Annotated in this window: 26 protein-coding genes and 2 pseudogenes; 16 read left to right on the forward strand and 12 right to left on the reverse strand. The window is 67.5% G+C overall.

Annotated features, from left to right (window positions below; all coding sequences use genetic code 11):
- Window positions 1-918, reverse strand: a 918-nt coding sequence (locus ADBZ6I_RS05755; RefSeq protein WP_526381776.1) for an iron-sulfur binding domain-containing protein, incomplete at its 3' end; no start/stop codon positions are given.
- Between the two features lie 37 nt (window positions 919-955).
- Here ADBZ6I_RS05755 and ADBZ6I_RS05760 point away from each other — a divergent pair.
- Both ADBZ6I_RS05760 and ADBZ6I_RS05765 read left to right on the forward strand, forming a co-directional pair.
- A complete protein-coding gene (locus ADBZ6I_RS05760; RefSeq protein ID WP_526381778.1) occupies window positions 956-1573 on the forward strand; it encodes a carbonic anhydrase in 618 nt (205 codons plus the stop codon).
- 110 nt (window positions 1574-1683) lie between these two features.
- Complete coding sequence (locus ADBZ6I_RS05765) at window positions 1684-2484, forward strand: hypothetical protein (protein WP_526381780.1); 801 nt, start codon at window positions 1684-1686, stop codon at window positions 2482-2484.
- Window positions 2485-2500: 16 nt separating this feature from the next.
- On the opposite strand, the gene radA is transcribed toward ADBZ6I_RS05765, so the two are convergent.
- Together radA and ADBZ6I_RS05775 are read right to left on the reverse strand one after the other, a co-directional pair.
- On the reverse strand, window positions 2501-3925 hold the full coding sequence (gene radA, locus ADBZ6I_RS05770; RefSeq protein ID WP_526381782.1) for a DNA repair protein RadA: 1425 nt from the start codon (window positions 3923-3925) through the stop codon (window positions 2501-2503).
- Between the two features lie 74 nt (window positions 3926-3999).
- A complete protein-coding gene (locus tag ADBZ6I_RS05775; protein ID WP_526381784.1) occupies window positions 4000-4518 on the reverse strand; it encodes a copper chaperone PCu(A)C domain-containing protein in 519 nt (172 codons plus the stop codon).
- A gap of 290 nt (window positions 4519-4808) precedes the next feature.
- On the opposite strand from ADBZ6I_RS05775, the gene carD reads away from it, so the two are divergent.
- The 5 genes from carD to rlmB are packed head-to-tail and all read left to right on the forward strand — an operon-like array spanning window position 4809 to window position 8802.
- Window positions 4809-5297, forward strand: a complete 489-nt coding sequence (carD, locus tag ADBZ6I_RS05780) for an RNA polymerase-binding transcription factor CarD (protein ID WP_526381824.1) — start codon at window positions 4809-4811, stop codon at window positions 5295-5297.
- Window positions 5298-5311: 14 nt separating this feature from the next.
- A complete protein-coding gene (gene ispD, locus ADBZ6I_RS05785; RefSeq protein ID WP_526381786.1) occupies window positions 5312-5974 on the forward strand; it encodes a 2-C-methyl-D-erythritol 4-phosphate cytidylyltransferase in 663 nt (220 codons plus the stop codon).
- Window positions 5971-6450 carry a 2-C-methyl-D-erythritol 2,4-cyclodiphosphate synthase gene (ispF, locus tag ADBZ6I_RS05790; RefSeq protein ID WP_526381788.1) on the forward strand — a complete coding sequence of 160 codons (480 nt, stop codon included), beginning with the start codon at window positions 5971-5973 and terminating at the stop codon, window positions 6448-6450. Before ispD ends, ispF begins: the two co-directional genes overlap by 4 nt.
- Before the next feature lie 23 nt (window positions 6451-6473).
- On the forward strand, window positions 6474-7865 hold the full coding sequence (gene cysS, locus ADBZ6I_RS05795; protein WP_526381826.1) for a cysteine--tRNA ligase: 1392 nt from the start codon (window positions 6474-6476) through the stop codon (window positions 7863-7865).
- 1 nt (window position 7866) lies between these two features.
- Window positions 7867-8802 carry a 23S rRNA (guanosine(2251)-2'-O)-methyltransferase RlmB gene (rlmB, locus tag ADBZ6I_RS05800; RefSeq protein WP_526381790.1) on the forward strand — a complete coding sequence of 312 codons (936 nt, stop codon included), beginning with the start codon at window positions 7867-7869 and terminating at the stop codon, window positions 8800-8802.
- On the opposite strand, the gene ADBZ6I_RS05805 is transcribed toward rlmB, so the two are convergent.
- From ADBZ6I_RS05805 to kstR, 7 genes are all read right to left on the reverse strand, one after another.
- The gene (locus tag ADBZ6I_RS05805) at window positions 8799-8990 is read right to left on the reverse strand and encodes a hypothetical protein (protein ID WP_526381792.1); all 192 of its coding nucleotides are present in this window, start codon (window positions 8988-8990) and stop codon (window positions 8799-8801) included. The genes rlmB and ADBZ6I_RS05805 overlap by 4 nt on opposite strands.
- Window positions 8991-9072: 82 nt before the next feature.
- A complete protein-coding gene (locus ADBZ6I_RS05810) occupies window positions 9073-9993 on the reverse strand; it encodes an MBL fold metallo-hydrolase (protein ID WP_526381794.1) in 921 nt (306 codons plus the stop codon).
- Window positions 9993-10751, reverse strand: a complete 759-nt coding sequence (locus tag ADBZ6I_RS05815; RefSeq protein ID WP_526381796.1) for a LamB/YcsF family protein — start codon at window positions 10749-10751, stop codon at window positions 9993-9995. The genes ADBZ6I_RS05810 and ADBZ6I_RS05815 overlap by 1 nt, the downstream gene beginning before the upstream one ends.
- Before the next feature lie 4 nt (window positions 10752-10755).
- A complete protein-coding gene (locus tag ADBZ6I_RS05820) occupies window positions 10756-11616 on the reverse strand; it encodes a metal ABC transporter permease (protein ID WP_526381798.1) in 861 nt (286 codons plus the stop codon).
- A complete protein-coding gene (locus tag ADBZ6I_RS05825; RefSeq protein ID WP_526381800.1) occupies window positions 11609-12427 on the reverse strand; it encodes a metal ABC transporter ATP-binding protein in 819 nt (272 codons plus the stop codon). The genes ADBZ6I_RS05820 and ADBZ6I_RS05825 overlap by 8 nt, the downstream gene beginning before the upstream one ends.
- Entirely contained in the window at window positions 12427-13356 is a 930-nt protein-coding gene (locus tag ADBZ6I_RS05830) for a metal ABC transporter solute-binding protein, Zn/Mn family (RefSeq protein WP_526381802.1), read from the reverse strand. Before ADBZ6I_RS05830 ends, ADBZ6I_RS05825 begins: the two co-directional genes overlap by 1 nt.
- Before the next feature lie 80 nt (window positions 13357-13436).
- The gene (gene kstR, locus ADBZ6I_RS05835; RefSeq protein WP_526381804.1) at window positions 13437-14102 is read right to left on the reverse strand and encodes a cholesterol catabolism transcriptional regulator KstR; all 666 of its coding nucleotides are present in this window, start codon (window positions 14100-14102) and stop codon (window positions 13437-13439) included.
- A gap of 79 nt (window positions 14103-14181) precedes the next feature.
- On the opposite strand from kstR, the gene ADBZ6I_RS05840 reads away from it, so the two are divergent.
- The 4 genes and pseudogenes from ADBZ6I_RS05840 to ADBZ6I_RS05855 all read left to right on the forward strand — a co-directional run bounded on the left by ADBZ6I_RS05840 (window position 14182) and on the right by ADBZ6I_RS05855 (window position 17508).
- Window positions 14182-16287 carry an acyl-CoA dehydrogenase family protein gene (locus ADBZ6I_RS05840; RefSeq protein WP_526381806.1) on the forward strand — a complete coding sequence of 702 codons (2106 nt, stop codon included), beginning with the start codon at window positions 14182-14184 and terminating at the stop codon, window positions 16285-16287.
- Window positions 16288-16345: 58 nt separating this feature from the next.
- Window positions 16346-16823 (forward strand): annotated as a pseudogene (locus tag ADBZ6I_RS05845) (thiamine pyrophosphate-binding protein).
- Window positions 16778-17347, forward strand: coding sequence for a thiamine pyrophosphate-dependent enzyme (locus tag ADBZ6I_RS05850; protein ID WP_526381808.1), 570 nt, complete (start codon window positions 16778-16780; stop codon window positions 17345-17347). The pseudogene ADBZ6I_RS05845 and the gene ADBZ6I_RS05850 overlap by 46 nt, the downstream one beginning before the upstream one ends.
- Window positions 17348-17355: 8 nt before the next feature.
- A complete protein-coding gene (locus ADBZ6I_RS05855) occupies window positions 17356-17508 on the forward strand; it encodes a hypothetical protein (RefSeq protein WP_526381810.1) in 153 nt (50 codons plus the stop codon).
- Between the two features lie 19 nt (window positions 17509-17527).
- On the opposite strand, the pseudogene ADBZ6I_RS05860 reads toward ADBZ6I_RS05855, so the two are convergent.
- Window positions 17528-17800, reverse strand: a pseudogene (locus ADBZ6I_RS05860) (2Fe-2S iron-sulfur cluster-binding protein); the annotation flags it as partial.
- Window positions 17801-17959: 159 nt separating this feature from the next.
- Between ADBZ6I_RS05860 and hsaA the strand changes: the two are divergent.
- From hsaA to hsaB, 4 genes are read left to right on the forward strand one after another with little or no spacing between them, the layout of a single operon-like run.
- The gene (gene hsaA, locus ADBZ6I_RS05865) at window positions 17960-19144 is read left to right on the forward strand and encodes a 3-hydroxy-9,10-secoandrosta-1,3,5(10)-triene-9,17-dione monooxygenase oxygenase subunit (RefSeq protein ID WP_526381812.1); all 1185 of its coding nucleotides are present in this window, start codon (window positions 17960-17962) and stop codon (window positions 19142-19144) included.
- A 6-nt stretch (window positions 19145-19150) separates the two neighbouring features.
- The gene (gene hsaD / locus ADBZ6I_RS05870) at window positions 19151-20056 is read left to right on the forward strand and encodes a 4,5:9,10-diseco-3-hydroxy-5,9,17-trioxoandrosta-1(10),2-diene-4-oate hydrolase (protein ID WP_526381814.1); all 906 of its coding nucleotides are present in this window, start codon (window positions 19151-19153) and stop codon (window positions 20054-20056) included.
- A complete protein-coding gene (gene hsaC, locus ADBZ6I_RS05875; RefSeq protein WP_526381816.1) occupies window positions 20053-20961 on the forward strand; it encodes an iron-dependent extradiol dioxygenase HsaC in 909 nt (302 codons plus the stop codon). The genes hsaD and hsaC overlap by 4 nt, the downstream gene beginning before the upstream one ends.
- Window positions 20962-20965: 4 nt before the next feature.
- A complete protein-coding gene (gene hsaB, locus ADBZ6I_RS05880) occupies window positions 20966-21532 on the forward strand; it encodes a 3-hydroxy-9,10-secoandrosta-1,3,5(10)-triene-9,17-dione monooxygenase reductase subunit (protein ID WP_526381818.1) in 567 nt (188 codons plus the stop codon).
- Here the strand turns inward: hsaB and ADBZ6I_RS05885 are convergent.
- A complete protein-coding gene (locus ADBZ6I_RS05885) occupies window positions 21529-22299 on the reverse strand; it encodes an alpha/beta hydrolase (RefSeq protein WP_526381820.1) in 771 nt (256 codons plus the stop codon). The two genes, hsaB and ADBZ6I_RS05885, sit on opposite strands and share 4 nt — an antisense overlap.
- A gap of 197 nt (window positions 22300-22496) precedes the next feature.
- Here ADBZ6I_RS05885 and ADBZ6I_RS05890 point away from each other — a divergent pair, with 197 nt between their 5' ends.
- Window positions 22497-22763 (forward strand): hypothetical protein, encoded by a 267-nt coding sequence (locus ADBZ6I_RS05890; RefSeq protein ID WP_526381822.1) that lies wholly within the window; start codon window positions 22497-22499, stop codon window positions 22761-22763.
- The last annotated feature ends 32 nt before the right edge of the window (window positions 22764-22795 follow it).

A 22795-nucleotide genomic window follows, 5' to 3' on the forward strand; every position in this document is an offset into this window, starting at 1 on the left:
GGGTTTGTCTGCTCGGCTTCTCCTCGGGCCCGGGGGGCCCGCATCGTCGCCTTCGCCTGCCAGGGCGAAGCGGCCGTCGGCGGTCTGCTCCACCAAGCCGTCCACCAGCAGAGAATCCAGCGCACGGTCGCGCTGGGCGGTATCGGTCAACCACACCACGTCGAGCCGGGCGCGCTGCACCGGTTCGGCGCTGGCCCGAAGCACGTCGAGTAGTTTTCCCCGCACCTGCCGGTCGGTCCCGGCGTAGCGCTGCACCGGTCTGGCCGGACCGTCCCCGGCCGGGTAGCCGGTTTCGCGCCAGGCGCACCGCGACAGCGGGCACATCCCGCACTTCGGTGCGCGGGCGGTGCATACCGTCGCGCCGAGTTCCATCAACGCCGCTGAGAACACCGGGGCCGCTTCGTCATCCGGTAACAGCGCCGCCACAGCGGCGTTGTCCCGCACCGGCGACGGGTTTGCCGCATCGGCCAGACCCTGCACGGCGCGGGCCACCACCCGGCGCACATTGGTGTCGACCACGGGCACCGGCTGGTTATAGGCGAAGCAGGCGATGGCGCGGGCGGTGTAGGCGCCGATCCCGGGCAGGCCCAGCAGGGTCTCGACGTCGGCGGGCACCACGTCGCCGTGTTCGGCGGCGACCACCGTCGCGCACTCGTGCAGCCGCTTGGCGCGCCGTGGGTAACCCAGCTTTCCCCAGGAGCGCAGCACCGCGGCCGCGCCTGCCTCCGCCGTCGCCGACGGGGTGGGCCAGCGCTGCACCCAGTCGACCCAGATCGGCGTCACCCGGGCCACCGGAGTCTGCTGCAGCATGAATTCGCTGACCAGAATCTGCCAGGCCGTGACCCCGGGCGCCCGCCACGGCAGGTCTCGCCGGGCCTCGCCGTACCAGAGCACGAGTTCGTCGGCGGGGATGCTCATCGATGCTCGATTCCGGGGGCAGTGCAGAATACGGGCCATGGCCGAAACCAGTCCTGCACAAGCGTGGATGGCACTGAAGCAGGGTAACGAGCGATTCGTCGCCGGCCGCCCCGAGCATCCGAGCCAGAGCATCGAGCACCGCAACAGCCTGGCCGCCGAGCAGCGGCCCACCGCGGTGGTGTTCGGTTGCGCCGACAGCCGGGTTGCCGCCGAGATCATTTTCGACCAGGGCCTCGGCGACATGTTCGTGGTGCGCACCGCCGGTCATGTCATCGATTCGGCCGTGCTCGGCTCCATCGAATACGCCGTCAGCGTGCTCGACGTCCCGCTGATCGTGGTTCTCGGGCATGACAACTGCGGAGCGGTGAAAGCGACGCTGGCGGCCCTCGATGAGGGGCAGGTTCCCGGGGGATTCGTCCGTGATGTCGTCGAGCGGGTGACGCCGTCGATCATGCTCGGCCGGCGCGACGGCCTTACCCGGGTGGACGAGTTCGAAGCCCGGCATGTCACCGAGACCGGCAGCCAGCTGCTCAGCCGGTCCACCGCGATCTCCGAGCGAATCAGGAAAGGCGCGCTGGCGATCGTCGGCGTCACCTATCGGCTGGCCGACGGCCAGATTGTGCTTAACGAGCACCTGGGCGACATCGGCGAGTAGCGCCGCGAGTAGACCGACGTCACCGCCGAGTACCTCAGAGGCCGGGCGAACAAGGCGACACGCCGAGCCGGGTCGGACGGCTCACGGTGACCTGGGCTTACCGTGGGAACGTGCTGGATATCGAACCGCATGGCCCGCTTCCGCCCCAGGTCTACTGGCGGCGCCGGGGCTTGGCCCTCGGCATCGCGCTACTGGCCGTCGCGCTGGTCGCCGGTATCGCTTTCGCTCTCTTCGGAGGCTCGGACTCGGCCAAGAACACCGCCAAGTCCGATACCACCCAGATTCCCCAGCCGGAGAACAAGACTCCCGTCGTACCGCCGGCCGAGTCGAACCCGGAGCCGACGCCCACTCCGACCTCCGCGGTCGCCCCGCCGCCGGTACTGCAGGCCGGTGACGACTGCCCCGACTCCAACCTGGCGATCAAGGGCGTGACCAACGCTCCCCAATACGTCATCGGCGATCAGCCGAAGTTCACCATGGTGGTCACCAACATCGGACTGGTGGCGTGCAAGCGGGACGTCGGCGCGGCAGTGCTGGCGGCCTATGTCTACTCGCTGGACAACAATCGGCTGTGGTCCAATCTCGACTGCGCACCCTCCAACGAGACGCTGGTCAAGACCTTCAACCCCGGCGAGCAAGTGACCACTGAGGTGACCTGGACCGGTATGGGTTCGGCCCCTCAGTGTCCGCTGCCCCGCGAGCCGATCGGGCCCGGCACCTACAACTTGGTGGTGCAACTCGGCAACGTGCGGTCCGCCGCAGTGCCGTTCATCCTCGCCGACGCGCCGCCGCCGCCGCCCCCGCCCGCCGAGCCTGCCCCGCCCGCCGAGCCTGCCCCTCCGGCGCCGGGTCCGGCTGAGCCCGCTCCGGCTGAGCCCGCTCCGGCGCCGCCGGCACCGCCCGCCGGCTAAGGCCGAAAAGGCTTCGCTACCAGCTATCGTCGTCCGCCGTGCCTAACACGGGCTGTGGCGCCGGCGTGGATGCTGCCGTCACCGCGAGAATTGCGCGCAGCGCGTCGTTCACCGTCCCTGACTCGATGGTGCGCAGACCCTCCGGTGGTGTCCCGCACCCGATCGGGACCACCGCGGTGGTGAATCCCAGACGGGCGGCCTCGGCAAGCCGGCGCTCCATACCGGTGACCCGGCGCAGATCGCCCGCGAGCCCCACCTCGCCGAACACCACCAGGGTCGCCGGCAGCGGGCGCCCGAGGACAGCCGAGGACATCGCCGCCGCGACCGCCAGGTCGCAGGACGGATCGGTGAGCCGCATACCGCCAACGGTGGACAGGTAGATGTCGAGCATGCCGATCGGAACTCCGGCCCGCTTATGCAGCACGGCGGTGATCATCGCGACCCGGGACTGGTCCATTCCGCTGACCACGATCCGCCGCGGTGCCCCCTGGTGGTTCGGGGAGGTGAGCAGCGCCTGGATCTCTCCGATGAGCGGACGCTTGCCGTCCAGCGTGACGGTAATGGCCGTTCCTGGCACCGGACTGGCACGCTGATCCAGGAACAGGCCGGAGGGATCGGCCACCGACTCGATTCCGTTGTCCTGCATCAGGAAACAGCCCACCTCGTCGGCGGCCCCGAATCGGTTCTTGACGCCGCGGACCATCCTCAGCGTGGTGTTCCGATCGCCTTCGAAATGCAGCACGACATCGACCAGATGCTCCAGCGACCGCGGCCCGGCGATCGCGCCCTCCTTGGTGACGTGCCCGACCAGGACCATCGCGACGCCGGTGGATTTGGCCGCAGCAGTCAACGCTGAGGTCACGGCACGCACCTGGGTGACCCCGCCGACCACCCCGTCGGCGTCGCCAGCGGTCATGGTCTGTACCGAGTCGACGATGACCAGGGTGGGGTCGACGGCCTCGATGTGGCCGAGGACTGCCTGCAGGTCAGATTCAGCGGCCAAATACATCTCGTCGTGGGTGCAACCCGTGCGTCCGGCCCGCATCCTGATCTGGCCGGCGGACTCCTCCCCGGACACGTACAGCGCACGGCGGCCGCCGGTAGCCCAACGGTGCGCAACCTCCAGGAGCAGCGTGGACTTCCCGACCCCCGGATCGCCCGCCAGCAGACTGACTGACCCGGGAACCAGCCCGCCGCCGAGCACCCGGTCCAGTTCACTCACACCGGTCGGGTAGTGGCGGGTGCGGTCCGGATCGATGGAGGTGATCGGGACGGCCGGCTTGGACGGGGTTACACCGCGCTGTGCCATCCCGCCGATCGCAGCCAGTGCGGCGACCTCGTCGACGGTGCCCCACGTCCCGCACTCCGGGCAGCGGCCAAACCATTTCGCGGTGACATGACGACACTCCGAGCATCGGTACTGCGCGCGAGCTTTGGCCACCCGGACGACGCTAGCCGGTGCTCCCGACAAGTCCGGTCAACTGTGCACAGCGGGTCTTGCCGCCGCGCGCTGGGTTATCGGCGCGGGTTCGAGCCCGCCGACAGCGGCACCGCGACGGTGGTCTGCCCGGCCTTCTCGAAGTTGAAGGTGAAGTTGTAGGTCAGCCCGTTGGTGATCGGCTTGCTCAGCGTGACCTCGGCGGTCGCGGGGGTGACATTGCCCATCGGCACGGCCTGCCCCTTCACCCCGGCCACCAGAGCGCGGCCCGCGGGCACCGACCCATCGCCGGTCAACTCCACCGTTCCGACATCGGAGGTGATGCTCACCAGCTTGTCGTCGACATCGGGGGAGTCGTTGGCGGCCACGAAGAACAGCGGCACGGTCTTACCGGGCTCTAGGTAGCCGCCGCTCTGCGCCGCCTCGATGTGGACGTTACGCAGCGAGATGTTCTTCGCGTTCGCCGAGTTGCCGTTCACGGCAGCCACCTGGTCGGCGACCTGGGAGATCTGACCAGCGCCGCAGCCGGTCAGAATCACGCCGCATGCCGCCAGGCCAGCGGACGCTGAGAAGAGGCGATGGGAGAAGCGGGTCACAGCAGCCTCCTGCTTAGCAGTGCGGTCGGCACGGTGACGCCGCCGCGATTCACCTACGCACAGTAGTAGGTCGGTGGGTCTCGCGGTGGAACTAGGCCGGTTTAGGCGTGTAAAGGCATCCGGCGGGCGTGTAAAGGCATCCGGCGGGATGGCCACTTAAGGAGGCGATACAGATAATCTCGGTGGTGTCAACCCCCCCTGTTGGCCCATGATGCCCCTGACCTGCATCGTTGAACGGCACCCCTGATCAGGCCATGCTAGGATTGGGTAGTGAAAGGGGCTCGAATCTGATGATTTTCAAGGTCGGAGACACCGTTGTCTATCCACACCACGGTGCTGCATTGATCGAAGCAATCGAAACCCGGACCATCAAGGGCGAACAGAGGGAGTACCTCGTCCTGAAGGTCGCCCAGGGTGATCTGACCGTTCGAGTTCCCGCTGATAACGCCGAGTATGTCGGCGTGCGTGACGTTGTCGGCCAAGAAGGTCTGGACAAGGTCTTCCAGGTGCTGCGTGCTCCTCACACCGAGGAGCCCACCAACTGGTCGCGTCGTTACAAGGCCAATCTCGAGAAGCTGGCCTCCGGTGACGTCAATAAGGTGGCCGAGGTCGTCCGTGACCTGTGGCGCCGCGACCAGGAGCGCGGCCTGTCCGCCGGCGAGAAGCGCATGCTGGCCAAGGCTCGTCAGATTCTGGTCGGCGAGCTGGCGTTGGCCGAGAACACCGACGACGCCAAGGCCGAGATCATCCTCGATGAGGTTCTGGCTGCCGCCTCCTAAGTCGACGGTGTCGCGTGTCTGACACGGTCGCGATCGTCCCCGCCGCGGGTTCTGGTGAACGTCTCGGTGCGGGCATTCCCAAGGCTTTCGTAGAGCTCTCCGGGCAGACCATGCTGGAGCGAGCCGTCGATGGCCTGCTCGCCTCGGGAGTGATCGATGGTGTGGTGGTGGCTGTGCCGGCTGATCGTGTCGCGGCCACCGCTGCTTTGCTCGACGGCCGCGCCCGGGTGGTCCAGGGCGGGGCGCAGCGCCATGACACCGTGAGACTCGCGCTCAGCGCTGTGGGAGACCCCGAATTCGTGGTGGTGCACGACGCCGCCCGGCCGTTGACCCCGGTAGAGCAGGTCCAGCGGGTGGTCGCCGCACTGCGTGAGGGCATGCGTGCCGTAATCCCGGTGCTGCCCGTGGTCGACACCATCAAGGCCGTCGATGCCAACGGCGCTGTGCTGGGCACTCCGGAGCGGGCCGGATTACGCGCCGTCCAGACGCCACAGGGATTCGAGACCGAACTGCTGCGCCGGGCCTACCAGCGCGCCGGTGCGTTCGCGGCCACCGACGACGCATCCCTGGTGGAGAACCTTGGCACGCCGGTCCATACCGTCGCCGGCGATCCACTTGCGTTCAAGGTCACCACGGCTCTCGACCTGCGTCTGGCGCGGGCGGTGTTGGAGCCGTGATCCTGCCCCGGGTCGGTATCGGCACCGACGTGCATCCGATCGAGGTCGGCCGGCCGTGCTGGCTGCTGGGGCTGTTATTCGATGGAGCCGACGGCTGCTCGGGCCATTCCGATGGCGATGTGGCCGTTCACGCTCTCTGCGATGCGCTGCTGTCAGCTGCCGGCCTGGGCGACCTTGGCCAGATTTTCGGCATCGACCAACCGCAGTGGCGGGGAGTCTCGGGCGCCCAGATGGTGACCCACGTCCGCGCGCTGCTCGATGAAACCGGCTTTGTGGTCGGCAATGCCGCAGTCCAGGTAATCGCCAACCGGCCGAAAGTCGGCCCCCGCCGCGAGGAGGCCCAGCAGGTGCTCTCCGATCTGCTCGGGGCGCCGGTGTCGGTATCGGCCACCACTACCGACGGGCTGGGGCTGACCGGCCGCGGTGAGGGCATGGCGGCGGTCGCGACGGCGCTGGTCGTTCCGGCTTCCCGGTAAGCTGCCAGGTCGTGACCAACGGCATGCGGCTCTACGACACCTATTCGGGTGCCGTCCGCGATTTCGTGCCGTTGCGCCCCGGACATGCGTCGATCTACCTCTGCGGTGCCACCGTGCAGGGCCTGCCCCACCTCGGCCACGTGCGCAGCGGTGTGGCGTTCGACGTGCTGCGGCGCTGGCTGATGGCCAAAGGTCTGGATGTCGCCTTCATCCGCAACGTCACCGACATCGACGACAAGATCCTCAACAAGGCTGCCGAGGCCGGCCGGCCGTGGTGGGAGTGGGCCGCCACCCATGAGCGGGCCTTCACCTCCGCCTATGACGCTCTGGGGGTATTGCCACCGTCGGCCGAGCCGAGGGCTACGGGGCACATCACTCAGATCGTCGAACTCATCGAGCGGTTGATCGACACCGGTCACGCCTATACCGGAGCCGGAGACGTCTACTTCGGCGTGCAGAGCTTCGCCGACTACGGCCGGCTCTCCGGACACCGGATTGACGACGTGCATCAGGGCGAGAGCCTGGCGGCCGGGAAACGCGACGAGCGGGACTTCACTTTGTGGAAGGGCGCAAAGCCCGGCGAGCCGTCGTGGCCCACGCCGTGGGGTCGGGGCCGCCCGGGATGGCACTCGGAGTGTGTGGCGATGGCCCACGAGTACCTCGGTTCCGAGTTCGACATTCATTGCGGCGGAATGGATCTAGTCTTCCCGCATCATGAGAATGAGATCGCTCAGGCCCGTGCTGCCGGTGACGGGTTCGCCAGCTTCTGGCTGCACAACGGTTGGGTGACCATGGGCGGCGAGAAGATGAGCAAGTCGCTGGGCAATGTGCTCTCGGTTCCCGCTGTGCTGCAACGGGTGCGGCCCGCCGAACTGCGCTACTACCTGGGTAGTGCGCACTACCGGTCGATGCTGGAGTTCACCGAGACCGCGTTGCACGACGCCGCGAAGGCGTACACGGGAATCGAGGATTTCCTGCACCGGGTCCGCACGCGGGTGGGAGCGGTGACCCCGACCACCTGGACCGCGAAGTTTGCCGCGGCACTCGACGACGATCTGGCCGCGCCGGCCGCACTGGCCGAGGTGCACGCGGCCAGGGCCGACGGCAACCGTGCGCTGGAAGCCGGCGACCACGAGACAGCGCTGGCGAAAGCCGGTGAAATTCGTTCGATGACAGCCATTTTGGGCTGCGACCCGCTCGACGAGCGGTGGGAGAACCGGGACGAGACCGCCGCGGCATTAGCCGCTGTCGGTGTTCTGGCGGATGCCGAATTGCAGCGGCGCGACGAGGCTCGCCAGCAGCGGGACTGGGCGGCGGCCGATCGGATCCGAGACCGACTGAAGGAGGCGGGCATCGACGTGACCGACACCGCGGAGGGCCCGCAGTGGTCCTTGCTCGACGGGCATATCACCTAGAATGGCCGGTAACTCCAAGCGGCGCGGCGCAATCCGCAAAGAGGGCACCAAGAAGGGCCCCACCGTCGGTTCCGGTGGTGTGCGGCGGCGCGGCCTGGAGGGCCGCGGTGCCACCCCTCCGGCTCACAAGCGTCACGGTCACCCGGCCGCCAAGCGGGCGGCCAGAGAAGCGCGGAAACCGGTCCGGCCCACCGACGAGACCGAGATGGTGCTGGGGCGAAACCCGGTCGTGGAGTGCCTGCGCGCCAACGCACCCGCCTCGGCGCTCTATGTGGCGCTCGGAACCGACCCGGACGAGCGGCTGACCGAGTCGGTGACGATGGCCGCCGACCGCGGCATCCCGATCCTGGAGGTGCCGCGCACCGATCTGGACCGGATGAGTTCCAATGGACTGCATCAAGGCATTGCGCTGCAGGTCCCCCCATACGCCTACACTCACCCCGACGACCTACTGAGAGATGCGACCAGCGACGTCGAACCGGCGCTTCTTGTCGCCCTGGACAACATCTCCGACCCGCGCAATCTCGGGGCGATCGTGCGATCAGTCGCCGCATTCGCCGGGCACGGGGTGCTCATCCCGCAGCGGCGGTCGGCGTCGGTGACGGCCGTGGCGTGGCGAACGAGCGCCGGCGCCGCCGCCCGGGTCCCTGTCGCGCGGGCTACCAATCTCAACCGCACACTCAAGGAGTGGGCTGACGCCGGTCTTCAGATCGTGGGCCTTGACGCCGGCGGCGACACCACTCTCGACGACTTCGATGCCTCCGGGCCACTGGTGTTGGTCGTCGGGTCGGAGGGCAAGGGCCTTTCACGGTTGGTCAGGCAGAACTGCGACCTGGTGGTGTCCATCCCGATGGCCGGGCCGACGGAGTCGCTCAACGCCTCCGTCGCCGCCGGGGTGGTGCTGGCCGAGATCGCCCGCCAGCGCCGCCGCTTCTAGGCCGGCAGACCGGGAAACTCGCCGTTGCGAAAGGCTTCGGCGAACAGCCGGTGGTCTTCGCGAGCCCGCTGCGCATAAGCCTCGGACCAGTCCGCCACCGCCTTGGTGAATTGCCGCTCCTTGCCGGCGAAACTGGCGAGGATGGCCCGCCTCCTGTGGCAAATTTTCTCGGACGTCGATATTTGCACAAGTCAGGCCTTCTGACTGGTTTACCGCGAATGGATCGGCAGGATTAGCGGGTGGTGCGCAAATCGGGAACCGAGTTGCCCGTCAGCCCCACGGATCCTCGCGCCGCCACAGCGTCGGCAGATGCAGCGCCACGCCATCGCGCTCGGCCAGTGCGGCGAGCACCCGCATCGTGACGTCCAGATCGTCGCCGGCGTAGGGCAGCGCGCGTAGCGGGGCGGTCAGCGGGCGGAAGAAATCGTCCCAGTGGATCAGCACCACCCGGCGCGCCCCAACGGCCCGCACGGTCTCGTTCCAGTACTGGCGGATATAGAGATCCGGCTGGACGCCGAGCTGACCCACCCCGAGATAGACGACTTCGGCCCGCCGGCCGGCCAGCGCGCCCGCGGCGAATCCCGCACTGCCCTGGATCAACATCCGCCGGCCGGTGGGGAGGTGACGGATGAGCGTCGACCACGCCTCGCCGCATCGGTAGGCCGACGCTTTCGCCGGCGGCACCACCGGCTTGGTGATCGCACCCGGGAAACGCTCCGGCGGGCAATGGTGCGACTCCACCAGTGTCACGGCGAAGGGGCCCAGCTCAAACTCGGCACCAGGCTGTGCCACCATGATCAGTTCCTCGGAAAGACCCTGGCCCCGAGCGATATTGGCCGCAGACTCGCCGCCGACGATGCGCGCGCCGGTGCGCTCGGCTACCAGTGCGCTATCCAGCGCGTGGTCGTAGTGAGTGTGCACCGGCAGGACCGCCAGCAATTCCCTGATACCGGCCCGGTCCAGTGCGGCGCCGATGCGGGCTGGTGACGGACTGATCTTGCGAAGTCCGACATTGGCCAATCCAGGCCGGGAGAAGAAGCCGTCGGTCAGCACTGCGGCGGTGCCGTCGTCGACCAGCACCGTCGACACCCCCATCCAGGTGACCGTCAGCGTCGAGTCAGGGCCGGCAGCCGGCACGTCGAAGCGCGCACGGTAGGTGTTGATATCGGGCCGTCCGGGCTTGATCCGCATCAGACGAAGGCCGCCAGGTCTACTCCGGCGGCGACCAGGCGGTCACGAACAGCGGTGGCGATACCCACTGCTCCGGGTGAATCGCCATGTACGCATACCGATTCCATCTCGACCCCGATGACCGTGCCGTCCGCCGCGGCGACGCGTCCGGTGTCGACCATCTCCAGCACCCGGCGCGCAATCACATCGGGGTCGCGCAATACCGCCCCCTGCTCACTGCGGGGGAGTAGCTGCCCGTCGGCCCGGTAGGCGCGATCGGCGAAGGCTTCGGCAACCGTCCGCAGACCCAGCCGCCGGGCCTCGTCGAAGAACACCGAGCCGGACAGGCCCAATACCGGCAGTCCGGGGTCGACGGCCCGTACCGCCTCGGCCACCGCGCGCGCCTGATCGCGATGCTCGACGATCGTGTTGTACAGGGCACCATGGGGTTTCACATAACTGAGGCTGGACCCAGCGGCGCGTGCCAGGGCTTGCAGCGCACCGATCTGGTAGATCACGTCGGCCGTCAGCTCAGCCGGATCGACGTCGATGCGGCGCCGCCCGAATCCGGCCAGGTCGAAGTAGCCCACCTGCGCGCCGATCCGCACGCCGCGCTCCGCGGCGGCGCGGCAGGTGTTGGCCAGGCCCACCGGGTTGCCCGCGTGGAAGCCGCAGGCCAGGTTCGCGCTGGTGACGATGTCGAGCATGGCGGCGTCGTCGCCGAGTTCCCATACGCCGAAACCTTCGGCGAGGTCGGCGTTGAGATCGACGGACGGCACAGTTCTAAGAGTAGGCCGGATGCCGGTGGCTGATCGCCCAGCACACCAGGTAGATGACAAAGGAGATGGTGGTGACGAACACCGAAACCGGTACGCCCGGGGCCAGCGACAGCACCAGCCCGCCCACCGCGGAGAGTTCGGCGAACGCCACCGAGGCCAGGATGGTCGCCGGCGGAGACCTGAACACCCGGGCGGCCGCAGCGGCCGGTGTGATCAGCAGCGACATCACCAGCAGAGCTCCGACGATCTGGACGCCCTGCGCGGCGACGACACCCACCAGAGCGGCGAACACGATGCCCAGTGCCCGCACCGGCACCCCACGGGCCGCCGCAACCTCAGGGTCGGCGGTGGCGAACAACAGCGGACGGTAGCTGGCCGCCAGCACCGCGATGACGATCACGGCAACGATGCTCAGCAGCAGCAGCCCGGAGTAGCCCACCCCGACGATCTGCCCGGTAAGCAGGGCGAAGCTGGTACCGGCCCGACCGGGATACAGGTGGATGAACAACACCGCCAGGCCGAGGCCGAAGGCCATCACCACGCCGATTGCCGAGTCGCGCTCTCGTGCTCGCTGCCCCAGCAATCCGAAAAGTATTGCTGCCATGGCACTTCCGACCAGTGCGCCGAGTCCGACGTTGAGCCCGGTGAGCAAGGCGAACGCCGCCCCGGTCAGCGACAACTCACTGGAACCGTGGACGGCGAAGGACATCTGCCGCATCACGATGAAGGGCCCGATCAGCCCGGCCACCAACGCCAGGATCGCCGCGGCCACCAGCGCCTGCTGAACGAAGTCGCGGCTGAGCAAGTCGGCGGTGACGTCGAACGCGAACAGGTTGTGCAGCACGTCGCTGAGTCGGTCATTCATGGGTGTGCCCCCGGGTGTGCCCGGAATGGTCGAGGTGCTCCCCGACGACGACATAGCGTTCGCCCACCTGGACGACTTGAATGTCGGCGCGGTACAACTCCGACAGCGTCTCCGACGTCATCACGTCGGCAACGGTTCCGATGCGGAACCGGCCCTCGAACAGATAGAGCACCCGGTCGACGTAGGGCAGCACCGGGTTGACCTCGTGGGTCACGAACAGCACGGCCGTACCCGAGCGGCGGCGTTGGTCGATCAACCCGGCCACCAGGCGGGCGTTGCCGGGGTCGAGGTTGAGCAGCGGCTCGTCGCACAGCAGCAGCACCGGGTCGGTGGCCAGCGCCTGGGCGATCCGGACCCGCTGCAATTCCCCGCCGGACATCACTCCGACCGGAACCTGTCCCAACTCCTGGGCGTGGACCTGGGCCAGGGCGCTGTCCACCGCGGCCCGCCGGGCGGCGCGATCGGCCCGTCGCATCGGCGCCACACCCCAGCGGTGCCCGTCGACGCCGAGCTGTACGAGATCGCGTCCCCGCAGCGCCAGGCCCCGGTCGACGCCGCGATGCTGGGGGACGTATCCGATCCGGTTGCTGCCCGCCGCGACCGGCTCACCGTCGACGTCAACAGTGCCCGCGCTGAGTGGCAGCTGGCCGAGCAGCACCTTCAGCAGCGAGGTCTTCCCGGTGCCGTTGGGCCCGAGGATCGCAATGAATTCGCCCGCTGCCACGGTCAGATCCAGGTGGTCCCAGAGCACGCGGTTTCCGAAGGCCAGGCGGGCGCCGGTGAGTGAGACAACGTCGGCAGCGCCGGCCATTACCGGCTTTCGCCCAGGGCAGCCGCCAGTCGTTTGACGGTGTCGCTCTGCCACGTCAGATAGTCGGTTCCGGCCGGCAGCGTCTCGGTGACCGGCACTACCGGAACACCGGCCTTCTCGGCGGCCCGGCGCACCTGCCGGGTGGCCTCGGTGACGGTTTGTTCGTTGAACAGCACCACCGCGACATCGCGTGCGGCGATCACGTCGAGTACCGCGGCGACATCCACCGGGGCCGGATCGGTGTCCTGCTCGATAGCACCGGTGAATCCCGGCGGAGTCTTGTCGGTGAGTCCGGCGGCGCGCACCAGGTAGTGGGCCACCGGCTCGGTGGCGACGACGCCCGCGCCGGGGTGCTGGGCGGCGAGCGCCCGTTCGGTCGCCCGTATGGCGTCGGCTCGTTTGACGAAGTCCTCAGCGCGCGAACGGTATTCGGCGGCGTTGCCGGGATCGGCTTCAGAGAGCCGGGCCGCGAGTTCGCTCGCCACCGCCCCGGCGGTGCCGAGGTCGTAGAAGACGTGTTCGTTGGCCGGCTGCGGTTCTCCCACCGCCGCGGCGTCGAGCAGGCTGTACGCGTCGACGGCGGCGACCCCGGGATGGTTGTCTAGCACCGCCTGAACCCAGGGGTCGTAACCGCCGCCGTTGAACACCACGATCGAGGCGTCGGAGATCGCCGCGGCATCTGACGGGCTGGCGTCGAAGGAATGCGGGTCGGCCGACACACCGGTGATGATCGAGGAGACGTCGGCGTCGTCGCCGGCCACCGCGCGGGCGACGCTGCCCCAGACGTCGGTGGAGGCCACCACGGCGGGCGGACCGGTTCGCTCCGCGTCCCGTTGGGTGGCGCAACCACTCAGGCCGGCGGCAGCCACGACCGCGGCGACCGCGACCGCGCGCACCGCCGACGTCCGTGCCCAGCCAACGCGCCGCACCGAAGCCCCTCCGACGAAAACGAAAACCGTTTCCAATAATATACGGGACGTGCTCAGCGCGGGCTGTGGGCAATCCCGGGTCAGGAGCGCTCGTCGTCCCCGAGGAGCAGCCGGACGGCTAGGTCGAGCCGCTTGCTGACGTCGTTGGCCGATGCGCGCCGGGTCAGCCAGGCCAGCAGATTCGACAACCACACATCGGAGATCACCCGGGCGATGTGGTACTGGTCCTCGGTGGGCTCACCATCGCTCATGGCCCGGGCGAACATGCTGTCGATGATCTTTTCGACGTGGTCCACCTCGCCGGCCGCCGACGCGTCGGCGAACACGTAGGCCCGCGTCATGGCCTCGGTCAGCAGCGGATTGCGTTGCATCGCGCGGTTGAGCTTGCTCACCATGAAATTGAGCCGCTGGTAGGGCGTTCCGCCGGAGACCGTGGTGCGGTCGGTCTTGGCGTCGATGCGTTCGAACTCCCGGCCCAACGCGGAGACCAACAGATGGACCTTGGACGGGAAGTACCGGTACAGCGTTCCCACCGCGACATCGGCACGGTCGGCGACCGCCCGCATCTGCACGGCTTCGTAGCCACCTTTGGAGGCGATCGCCAGCGTCGCGTCAAGGATCCGCTTGCGCCGTTCCCGTTGAGCTTCCGAGCCCAACTCCGACTCGGCGAGCACCGAGACCGGCACCACCTCCCGGGGCTGGGACCCGGTGTTGCCGGTGCGGCTGCTGTCGACTTGACTGTTCATCGCTGGCACTATTAGAACACGTTCTAGTGAGCCTGGGTATGTGGAAGCTCATGGGAAAGGCCGACGTGAAGGAGCGCAAGTGGCCGCCTCCATCGCCGATGAACGATTCGCCGCACGCGATCTCGTTCGTAGCTGGGCGGCCGCTGCCGGCGCCCCCGCCGCGGTCCGCGACGTAGAACACGGTAATCCCGACGCCTGGCGCAGGGTGTACGACTCCGTCGCGGACCTCGGACTGTTCGGTGTGGCCGTCGACGAAGCGGCCGACGGCGCGGGCGGATCCGTCGAGGACCTGTGCGCGATGCTGGAGGAGGCGGCCCGCGCGCTGGTTCCCGGGCCGGTCGCCGGTACCGCTCTGGTCACCCTGTTGGTCACCGATCCCGTTGTGCTGCAATCAGTGTGCTCCGGACATATCACCGCCGGGATGGCCCTGTCCGCGGATCTGACCCAGAGTTCAGCCGGTGTCTCCGGATCAGCCGAATTCGTCCTGGGCGCTGACGGATCCGGTGTGCTGCTGCTTCCGGTCGGTGAGCATGTCGTGCTCGTCGACACCACCGCCGACGGCGTCACCGTTGAGCCCCTCACTGCGACGGACTTCTCCCGGCCGCTGGCCAGGGTCACACTGCGGGACGCACCCGCCACGCGGCTGCCCGTCACCCGCCGCCGCTACGACGATCTGGTCGCGACCGTGCTGGCCGCCGAGGCCGCCGGTGTGGCGCGCTGGGCGCTGGACACCGCCGTCGACTACGCCAAAGTGCGCGAGCAGTTCGGCAAGCCGATCGGCAGCTTCCAGGCCGTCAAGCACATGTGCGCGGAGATGCTGCTGCGCTCGCAGCAGATCGCGGTCGCGGCTGCTGATGCAGCCGCAGCCGCAGCCGGCGATGACGACACCCAGCTGTCCATCGCCGCCGCCGTCGCCGCAGCAGCCGGCATCGACGCCGCGACCGCCAACGCCAAGGATTGCATCCAGGTGCTCGGCGGCATCGGCATCACCTGGGAGCACGACGCCCACCTCTACCTACGCCGTGCCTTCGGAATCGCGCAATTCCTCGGGGGTCGGTCGCGGTGGCTGCGCCGGGTGGCGGAGTTGACCGTCGGCGGTGCGCGCCGCGATCTGCACATCGATCTGGAGTCGGTGGCTCACCTGCATGCGGAAATCAGCGCGGCCGTCGCCGATGTCGCGGCGTTGCCCGCGGATGAAAGGCAGGCGGCCCTGGCCGATTCCGGTCTGCTGGCGCCGCACTGGCCCAAGCCCTACGGCCGTGGCGCCTCGCCGGCCGAGCAGTTGCTCATCGACGCCGAACTGACCGCCGCCGGTGTGCCGCGTCCCGACCTGGTCATCGGATGGTGGGCGGCGCCGACCATTCTCCAGGCCGGCACGCCCGAGCAGATCGACCGCTTCGTGCCGGCCACTTTGCGGGGCGACATCTTCTGGTGCCAGCTGTTCAGCGAACCCGAGGCCGGCTCCGATCTGGCGGCGTTGCGCACCAGGGCGATTCGGGCCGAAGGCGGCTGGAAGCTCAACGGCCAGAAGGTGTGGACGTCGGCCGCGCACCGGGCCGACTGGGGAGTGTGCCTGGCCCGCACCGATCCCGATGCCCCGAAACACAAGGGCATCACCTATCTCCTCGTCGACATGCGCGCGCCCGGCGTCGTGATCCGACCGCTGCGGGAGATCACCGGCGACGAGCTGTTCAACGAGGTGTTCTTCGACGACGTCTTCGTCCCCGACGAGATGGTGGTCGGCGCCGTCAACGACGGCTGGCGGCTGGCCCGCAGCACCCTGGCCAGTGAGCGGGTGGCCATGGCGCACGGCACCGCGCTGGGTAACCCGATGGAGCAGATGCTGCGGGGGCTTGCCCAGACCCCACTGGATCCGGCGATGACCGACCGGCTGGGCCAGCTGCTGTTGGCCGCGCAGGTCGGCTCACTGCTGGATCAGCGGATCGCGCAGCTGGCCGTGGACGGTCAGGACACCAGCGCCGAAGCCAGCGCGCGCAAACTGATCGGAGTGCGCTACCGCCAAGGGCTGGAGGAGTTCCGCATGGAACTCTCACCCGGTGCCGGGATCGTCAGCAATGATGCGGTGCAGAGCTTCCTGAACACCCGCTGCCTGTCGATCGCCGGTGGGACTGAGCAGATCCTTCTCACCATGGCCGGCGAGCGGCTCCTCGGTCTGCCGCGGTAGCCCGGCCGCCGCCGGAAATCTCCTGCCGGATGCCGGAAGTCTTACTACCTTGCGGGCCATGGCCGCTCCCACCGTCGCCCAGTACACCCTGCAGCGTCTCGCGGCGCTCGGTATCGATCGCATCTTCGGGGTGCCGGGGGACTACGCCTTCTCGGTCAACGACGCCGTGGAGGTCGTCGATGACCTCGACTGGGTGGCGTGTGCCAACGAGCAACGCCGCCTACGCCGCCGACGGCTACGCCCGCGTCCGCGGGGCGGCGATGCTGTCCACGACCTACGGGGTGGGTGAGCTGTCCGCCCTCAACGGGGTGATGGGCGCCAAAGCACACCGGCTGCCGGTCTTTCACATCGTGGGCATGCCCAGCCGAACGGATCCAGCACCTCGGCCTGATCACCCACCACAATCTGGGCGACGCCCGGTACGACCGCTTTCACGAGATCTCGTCGCGACATCGTCGAGAACGCCGACCTCATTCTCGCCATCGGCGGGGTGCTGCTCACCGAGCTCAACACCGGGTTCTGGGGCGACGTGGTGAACACCGACCGGGCGATCAGCATCCACGACAACTGGATTCGCATCGGCACCGACATCTACCTCAATGTCGCGATCGCCGACATCCTCGATGCGCTCGTCAAGAAGATCAAGCCCCGCAAGCTCCCGGCCGCACCGGCCTACGGCCAATTGGAGATGACCGGCTCTGGCGCGCAACGGACGTCGTCGGCCAACTTCTACCCGCGGCTGCAGCGGCAGCTCAAAGCCGGCGACACCGTGGTCATCGAGACCGGAACCAGCATGTTCCACCTCAACGGGATGCGGCTGCCGACCGGCGTCGACGCCCAGGAGCAGGGTCTCTGGGGATCGATCGGCTGGGCCACCCCGGCGACCCTGGGTGTGGCGCTGGACAAGAAGGCCGGCCGCACCTGGCTGGTCACCGGCGACGGATCCCATCAGATGACGCTCAACGAACTCGCCTCAGCGAGCGCGGCCACGAGTACAACGATCTGGCCCCGGTCAATTACCACCAGCTGCCCGAGGCGTTCGGCTGCCAGGACTGGCTGACTGCCAAGGTGACCACCGTCGCGGAACTCGATCAGGCATTCGAGGAGATCGCGAGCCACAAGGGCGCTGCCTACATCGAAGTGCTGATCCCCAACGAGGAGAGCCAGCCGCTGCCCGCGGACGTGATCGATCGCGGTTACAAGCTGCGCACTCCGCGTTAGGCGCCGCCGGGAAGCCGCCCTAGTCGTAGGTGACTTCGACCGAGTCGGACACCGGCCGGGACTGGCAGGCCAGGATCAGCCCGTCGGCAAGATCCTCGGCATCCAGGACTTCGTTGTTCTCCATCTCGACCTCGCCGCTGACCACGGTCGTCGCGCAGGCGCCGCAATGGCCTTCCCGGCAGGAATACGGCGCCTCGATTCCCTCGTCGAGCAACACATCGAGCAGCTTCTCGTCACGTGGCCAGGACACGGTGTGGGTCTGGCCGTCCAGGTTCACCACAGCGCTGGCCGGGTTGTCGGTGGTCACGGGACGATCAGTCCTTTCGCGCTAACTGGAACACGTTACAGAAATAACAATACGGTGAACTACCTGCTAAGAGCTGCGGCTTCTCGACACAAATCGTAACGTGTTCTAGTCTGAGGTGCAGTAACGCATTCTGGGAGGCATGCAGTGACGTCCATTCAACAGCGTGACGCGCAGGCGGTACTCGCGGCCATCGACGACGTGCTACCGCGGCTACGCCAGCGCGCAGCGGAGGCCGAACTGCTGCGGCGTCTGCCGGACGCCAATGTCGCCGACTTGGACGAAGCCGGATTCTTCAAATTGCTCCAACCCGAGCAGTGGGGTGGTCTGCAATGCGATCCCACCATTTTCTTCGAGGCGGTCCGACGGATCGCCAGCGCCTGCGGATCAACCGGCTGGGCCGGCGGGATTCTCGGGGTGCATAACTGGCATCTGGCTCAGTTCGACCAGCGCGCCCAAGAGGATGTCTGGGGCGACGACTCGACGGTGCGGGTGTCGTCCTCCTACGCGCCGATGGGTGCCGGCGTCGTGGTCGACGGCGGCTACCTGGTCAACGGGACGTGGCTGTGGTCGTCAGGCTGTGACCACGCCAGCTGGACCTTCGTCGGCGGACCTGTCATCAAGGACGGCCGTCCGGTGGACTTCGGCAGCTTCCTGATGCCGCTGGGCGACTACCAGATTCGCGACGACTGGAACGTGGTGGGCCTGAAGGCGACCGGTAGCAACACCTTGGTCGTCAAGGATGTCTTCGTGCCGCGTCACCGGTTCCTGTCCTACCGGGCGATGAACGACGGCACTGCCGGAGGACTGCAGACCAACACCGCTGCGGTGTACCGGATGCCTTGGGGCACAATGCATCCCACCACCATCTCCACACCCATCGTCGGAATGGCATACGGGGCCTACGACGCCCATGTCGAGCACCAGGGCAAGCGGGTGCGCGCCGCGTTCGCCGGCGAGAAGGCCAAGGACGACCCGTTCGCCAAGATCCGCATCGCCGAGGCGGCCAGTGACATCGACGCCGCGTGGCGGCAGTTGAGCGGCAACCTCGCCGAGGAGTACGCACTGCTGTGTGCCGGCGAGGAAGTGCCTATGGAGCTTCGGGCGCGGGCCCGTCGCGATCAGGTGCGCGCCACCGGCCGGGCCATCGCCTCCATCGACCGGCTCTTCGAAGCGGCCGGTGCCACCGCGCTCAACAGCGACCAACCCGTGCAACGGTTCTGGCGTGACGCGCACGCCGGGCGCGTGCATGCCGCCAACGACGCTGAGCGGGCCTACGTCATGTACGGCAACCAGGAGTTCGGGCTTCCGCTCGGCGACACGATGGTCTAGGGGACCATGACGTCGTTCATTCGCGAAGCCCAATCCCAGCAGGACATCACCTTCGAGTCCACGTCCCGCTACGCCGACGTCGAGTCGAGCGGCCGGAGTATGCGGCTGCACTACCACGAGGCCGGCGACGGCAATGATCAGACCGTGGTCCTGCTGCACGGCGGTGGTCCGGGTGCGTCGAGCTGGTCGAACTTCGGCCGCAACATCGCCGTACTGGCGCAGCACTTCCACGTCATCGCGGTGGACCAGCCCGGTTACGGCCACTCCGACAAGCACACCGAGCACGAGCAGTACAACCGCTACAGCGCCAATGCGCTGCTAGCGCTTTTCGATCACCTCGGTATCGAAAGCGCTGCGCTGGTGGGCAATTCGCTCGGCGGCGGCACCGCGGTGCGGTTCGCACTGGATAACCCGAAACGCGCCGGCCGGCTGGTCCTGATGGGTCCGGGAGGATTGAGCGTCAACCTGTTCGCACCGGACCCCACCGAAGGTGTCAAGTTACTGGGCCGGTTCAGCATGGATCCCACCCGGGAGAACATGGAACGGTTCCTGCGGATCATGGTCTACGACCAGAAGCTCATCACCCCCGAACTGGTCGACGAGCGGTTCGCCATCGCCAGCCAACCGGAGGCGCTCGCCGCTGCCCGCGCAATGGGAAAGTCCTTCGCCGGTCCGGACTATGAACTCGGCATGATGTGGCGCGAGGTTTACCAGCTGCGTCAGCGAGTGCTGCTGATCTGGGGCCGCGAGGACAGGGTCAACCCGCTGGACGGAGCGCTGGTGGCGCTCAAGCAGATTCCCCGGGTTCAGTTGCATGTTTTCGGTCAGTGCGGGCATTGGGCTCAGGTTGAGAAGTTCGACGAGTTCAACAAACTGACCATCGACTTTCTGAAAGACGAGGTCAAGGCATGAGTGGCATCCGCTCCCTGGGCTATCTGCGTATCGAGACCACCGACGTGCCCGCCTGGCGCGAGTACGCCCTCAAGGTGCTCGGGTTGGTCGAAGGCAGGGGCGCGACGGACGGTGCGCTGTACCTGCGAATGGACGACTTCCCGGCCCGGCTGGTCATCGTCCCCGGCGACCACGACCGGCTGTCGGAGGCCGGCTGGGAATGTGCGAATGCCGAAGGGCTGCAGGGTATCCGCAACGCCCTGGATATCGAAGGCGTGCCCTACAAGGAGGCCACCGCCGCCCAGCTCGCCGACCGGCGGGTCGACGAGATGATCACCTTCACCGACCCGTCCGGCAACAGGCTGGAGGTGTTCCACGGCGCCGCGCTGGAACACCGCCGTGTCGTCAGCCCGTACGGCCACCGGTTCGTCACCGGCGAGCAGGGTCTGGGCCACGTGGTGTTGTCCACCCGCGACGACGCCGAGGCGCTGCACTTCTACCGCGACGTTCTCGGTTTCCAGCTGCGCGATTCGATGCGGTTGCCGCCGCAACTGGTCGGCCGGCCGGCCGACGGACCGCCCGCCTGGCTACGCTTCTTCGGCTGCAACCCGCGCCACCACAGCCTGGCTTTCCTGCCGATGCCGACGCCGAGCGGCATCGTCCATCTAATGATGGAGGTGGAGAGCAGCGACGATGTAGGCCTGTGCCTGGACCGCGCACTGCGGCGCAAGGTGGCGATGTCGGCGACGCTGGGCCGGCACGTCAACGACAAGATGCTGTCGTTCTACATGAAGACCCCCGGCGGTTTCGACATCGAATTTGGTTGCGAGGGATTGCAAGTCGACGATGACGACGACTGGATCGCGCGAGAGAGCACCGCGGTCAGCCTGTGGGGTCACGACTTCAGCATCGGCTCGCGTCAGTAAGTAGATGGCGGACGAACTGATCGACCCGCGGGCGTTCCGGCAGGTCCTGGGCCAGTTCTGCACGGGAATCACCATCATCACGACCATGCAGAACGATGCTCCCAGCGGCTTTGCCTGCCAGTCCTTCGCGGCGCTGTCCCTGGACCCGCCGCTGGTGTTGTTCTGTCCCACCAAGGTGTCCCGTTCCTGGCAGGCCATCGAGGCCAGCGGGCGGTTCTGTGTCAATGTGCTGACCGAGCAGCAACGGGACATCTGCGCCCGGTTCGGTTCCCGGGAGCCCGACAAGTTCGCCGGCGTGGACTGGTACCCGTCGCCGCTGGGATCGCCCGTGATCGCCGATTCGCTGGCCCACGTCGATTGCACGGTGCACTCCGTGCACGACGGCGGGGACCATTTCGTGGTCTTCGGTGCGGTGCAGTCACTGTCGCAAGTGCCAACGGTCAAGCCGCGGCCGCTGCTGTTCTACCGCGGCGAGTACACCGGCATCGAACCAGACAAGACACGTCCTGCCCAGTGGCGTGACGACCTGGAGGCGTTTCTCACCACCACCACGCCCGACACCTGGCTTTAGGCGCTCACGTCGTCGATGAAGGCGATGATCGCCCCGGCCACGTCCTGATGGCAGGTCTCGTTGAGGACGTCATGGCGGGCGCCGGCGAACTCGCGGTAGCGAATCGCAGGAATCTGTTCTGCATACGCGCGCATCGCACCCGGCGCCGCAATCGGGTCGATCTCGCCGTGCACGGCCAGAGTCGGCACCGTCAGCTTCGGAAGTTCATTGCCGAACCGATCCCAGCCGCGGTCCAGTTCCCGGGTCAGACCGCGACCGTCGGCGTGGGTGAAGGCCAGCGGGTCGTTCTCGATGCAGTCCAGGTAGAACGGATCGGCCGACAGCCCGGCGGCGTCGAGATTTATCGTGGTGTTCGGGTCGACCAGTTCGGGAATGGGTACCACCGGTGCGCCCGACACCACGCCGGCGCGGTAGCGGCCGGGTTGTTCGAGTAAACGGAACAAGGTCACCACTGCACCCAGCGAATGACCCTGTGCAACAAGCGGAATACCGGGTTGACGGCCTTCCGCGAGCTCGGTTAGTCGCTCGGCCAGGGCTGAACTGTCTTCCAGTGTGCCGAACTGGCCGCGGTCGCCGGGCGAAAGTCCGTGACCGAGTTGGTCGACAGCCCACAGGTCGATTCCGGCCGCATTGAGCGCGAACCCGTACCGGTGATAAAGCCCGGTGTGCTCGCCGAAGCCGTGTAGGAACACCACCGCAGCCCGCGGTTCGGCGGCCGGCCAATGCCGGTAGTAGACCGGCCCCAGTTGGTGATCCAGGAAAGGCATGGACTCACCCTAAAGCCGTACCGGTGAGGTCCTGTACGAAACCTGTGCGCAGGCTCTGATTTGTGCTGAAGATTTCCTAAATAGAGTTTTGAAAAAGCGCGTCAATTTCGACCCTTGGTTGACCGTCCTCAGGGCTGTTCAATGCCGGCGGCGGTTCAGGATTCCGGAACTCGGGCGCCGGTGTGACGTCCGGGCTGATGGACGAGGCGTTGGAGGCCGGCTTGTCCGGCATCTCCAACACGGGGTCGGGTTCGGGCAATTCCAACCTTGGCTCGGCCATATCGGGCTGGAGCAACACCAGTTCCGTTGAACCGGGCGTGTCGGCGTTCGTTTCGGGTCTCCGCAACTTAGGGACGAAGCTGTCCGGGCTGTTCGATGTCGCGCGCGAACAGCCTCTCGGTCCGCTGACGATTCCACCGGGAACGCCGATCCAGCCTGGGCATCACGAACGACACCACAATTAGCGGCAGCGGAACGCTGGGTCCGTTCCCGCTCT

Origin of the sequence: Mycobacterium sp., from assembly GCF_044342925.1 — a bacterium.
Taxonomy (GTDB): domain Bacteria; phylum Actinomycetota; class Actinomycetes; order Mycobacteriales; family Mycobacteriaceae; genus Mycobacterium.

What these genes read in the sequence shown, in the direction of transcription:
- ADBZ6I_RS05760 (WP_526381778.1), top strand. Translation starts at nt 956, where the DNA reads ATGGCCGAAACCAGTCCTGCACAAGCGTGGATGGCACTGAAGCAGGGT.
- carD (WP_526381824.1), top strand. Translation starts at nt 4,809, where the DNA reads ATGATTTTCAAGGTCGGAGACACCGTTGTCTATCCACACCACGGTGCT.
- cysS (WP_526381826.1), top strand. Translation starts at nt 6,474, where the DNA reads ATGCGGCTCTACGACACCTATTCGGGTGCCGTCCGCGATTTCGTGCCG.
- rlmB (WP_526381790.1), top strand. Translation starts at nt 7,867, where the DNA reads ATGGCCGGTAACTCCAAGCGGCGCGGCGCAATCCGCAAAGAGGGCACC.
- ADBZ6I_RS05810 (WP_526381794.1), bottom strand. Translation starts at nt 9,993, where the DNA reads ATGCGGATCAAGCCCGGACGGCCCGATATCAACACCTACCGTGCGCGC.
- ADBZ6I_RS05820 (WP_526381798.1), bottom strand. Translation starts at nt 11,616, where the DNA reads ATGAATGACCGACTCAGCGACGTGCTGCACAACCTGTTCGCGTTCGAC.
- ADBZ6I_RS05825 (WP_526381800.1), bottom strand. Translation starts at nt 12,427, where the DNA reads ATGGCCGGCGCTGCCGACGTTGTCTCACTCACCGGCGCCCGCCTGGCC.
- kstR (WP_526381804.1), bottom strand. Translation starts at nt 14,102, where the DNA reads ATGAACAGTCAAGTCGACAGCAGCCGCACCGGCAACACCGGGTCCCAG.
- hsaD (WP_526381814.1), top strand. Translation starts at nt 19,151, where the DNA reads ATGACGTCGTTCATTCGCGAAGCCCAATCCCAGCAGGACATCACCTTC.
- hsaC (WP_526381816.1), top strand. Translation starts at nt 20,053, where the DNA reads ATGAGTGGCATCCGCTCCCTGGGCTATCTGCGTATCGAGACCACCGAC.
- hsaB (WP_526381818.1), top strand. Translation starts at nt 20,966, where the DNA reads ATGGCGGACGAACTGATCGACCCGCGGGCGTTCCGGCAGGTCCTGGGC.
- ADBZ6I_RS05885 (WP_526381820.1), bottom strand. Translation starts at nt 22,299, where the DNA reads ATGCCTTTCCTGGATCACCAACTGGGGCCGGTCTACTACCGGCATTGG.
- ADBZ6I_RS05890 (WP_526381822.1), top strand. Translation starts at nt 22,497, where the DNA reads ATGGACGAGGCGTTGGAGGCCGGCTTGTCCGGCATCTCCAACACGGGG.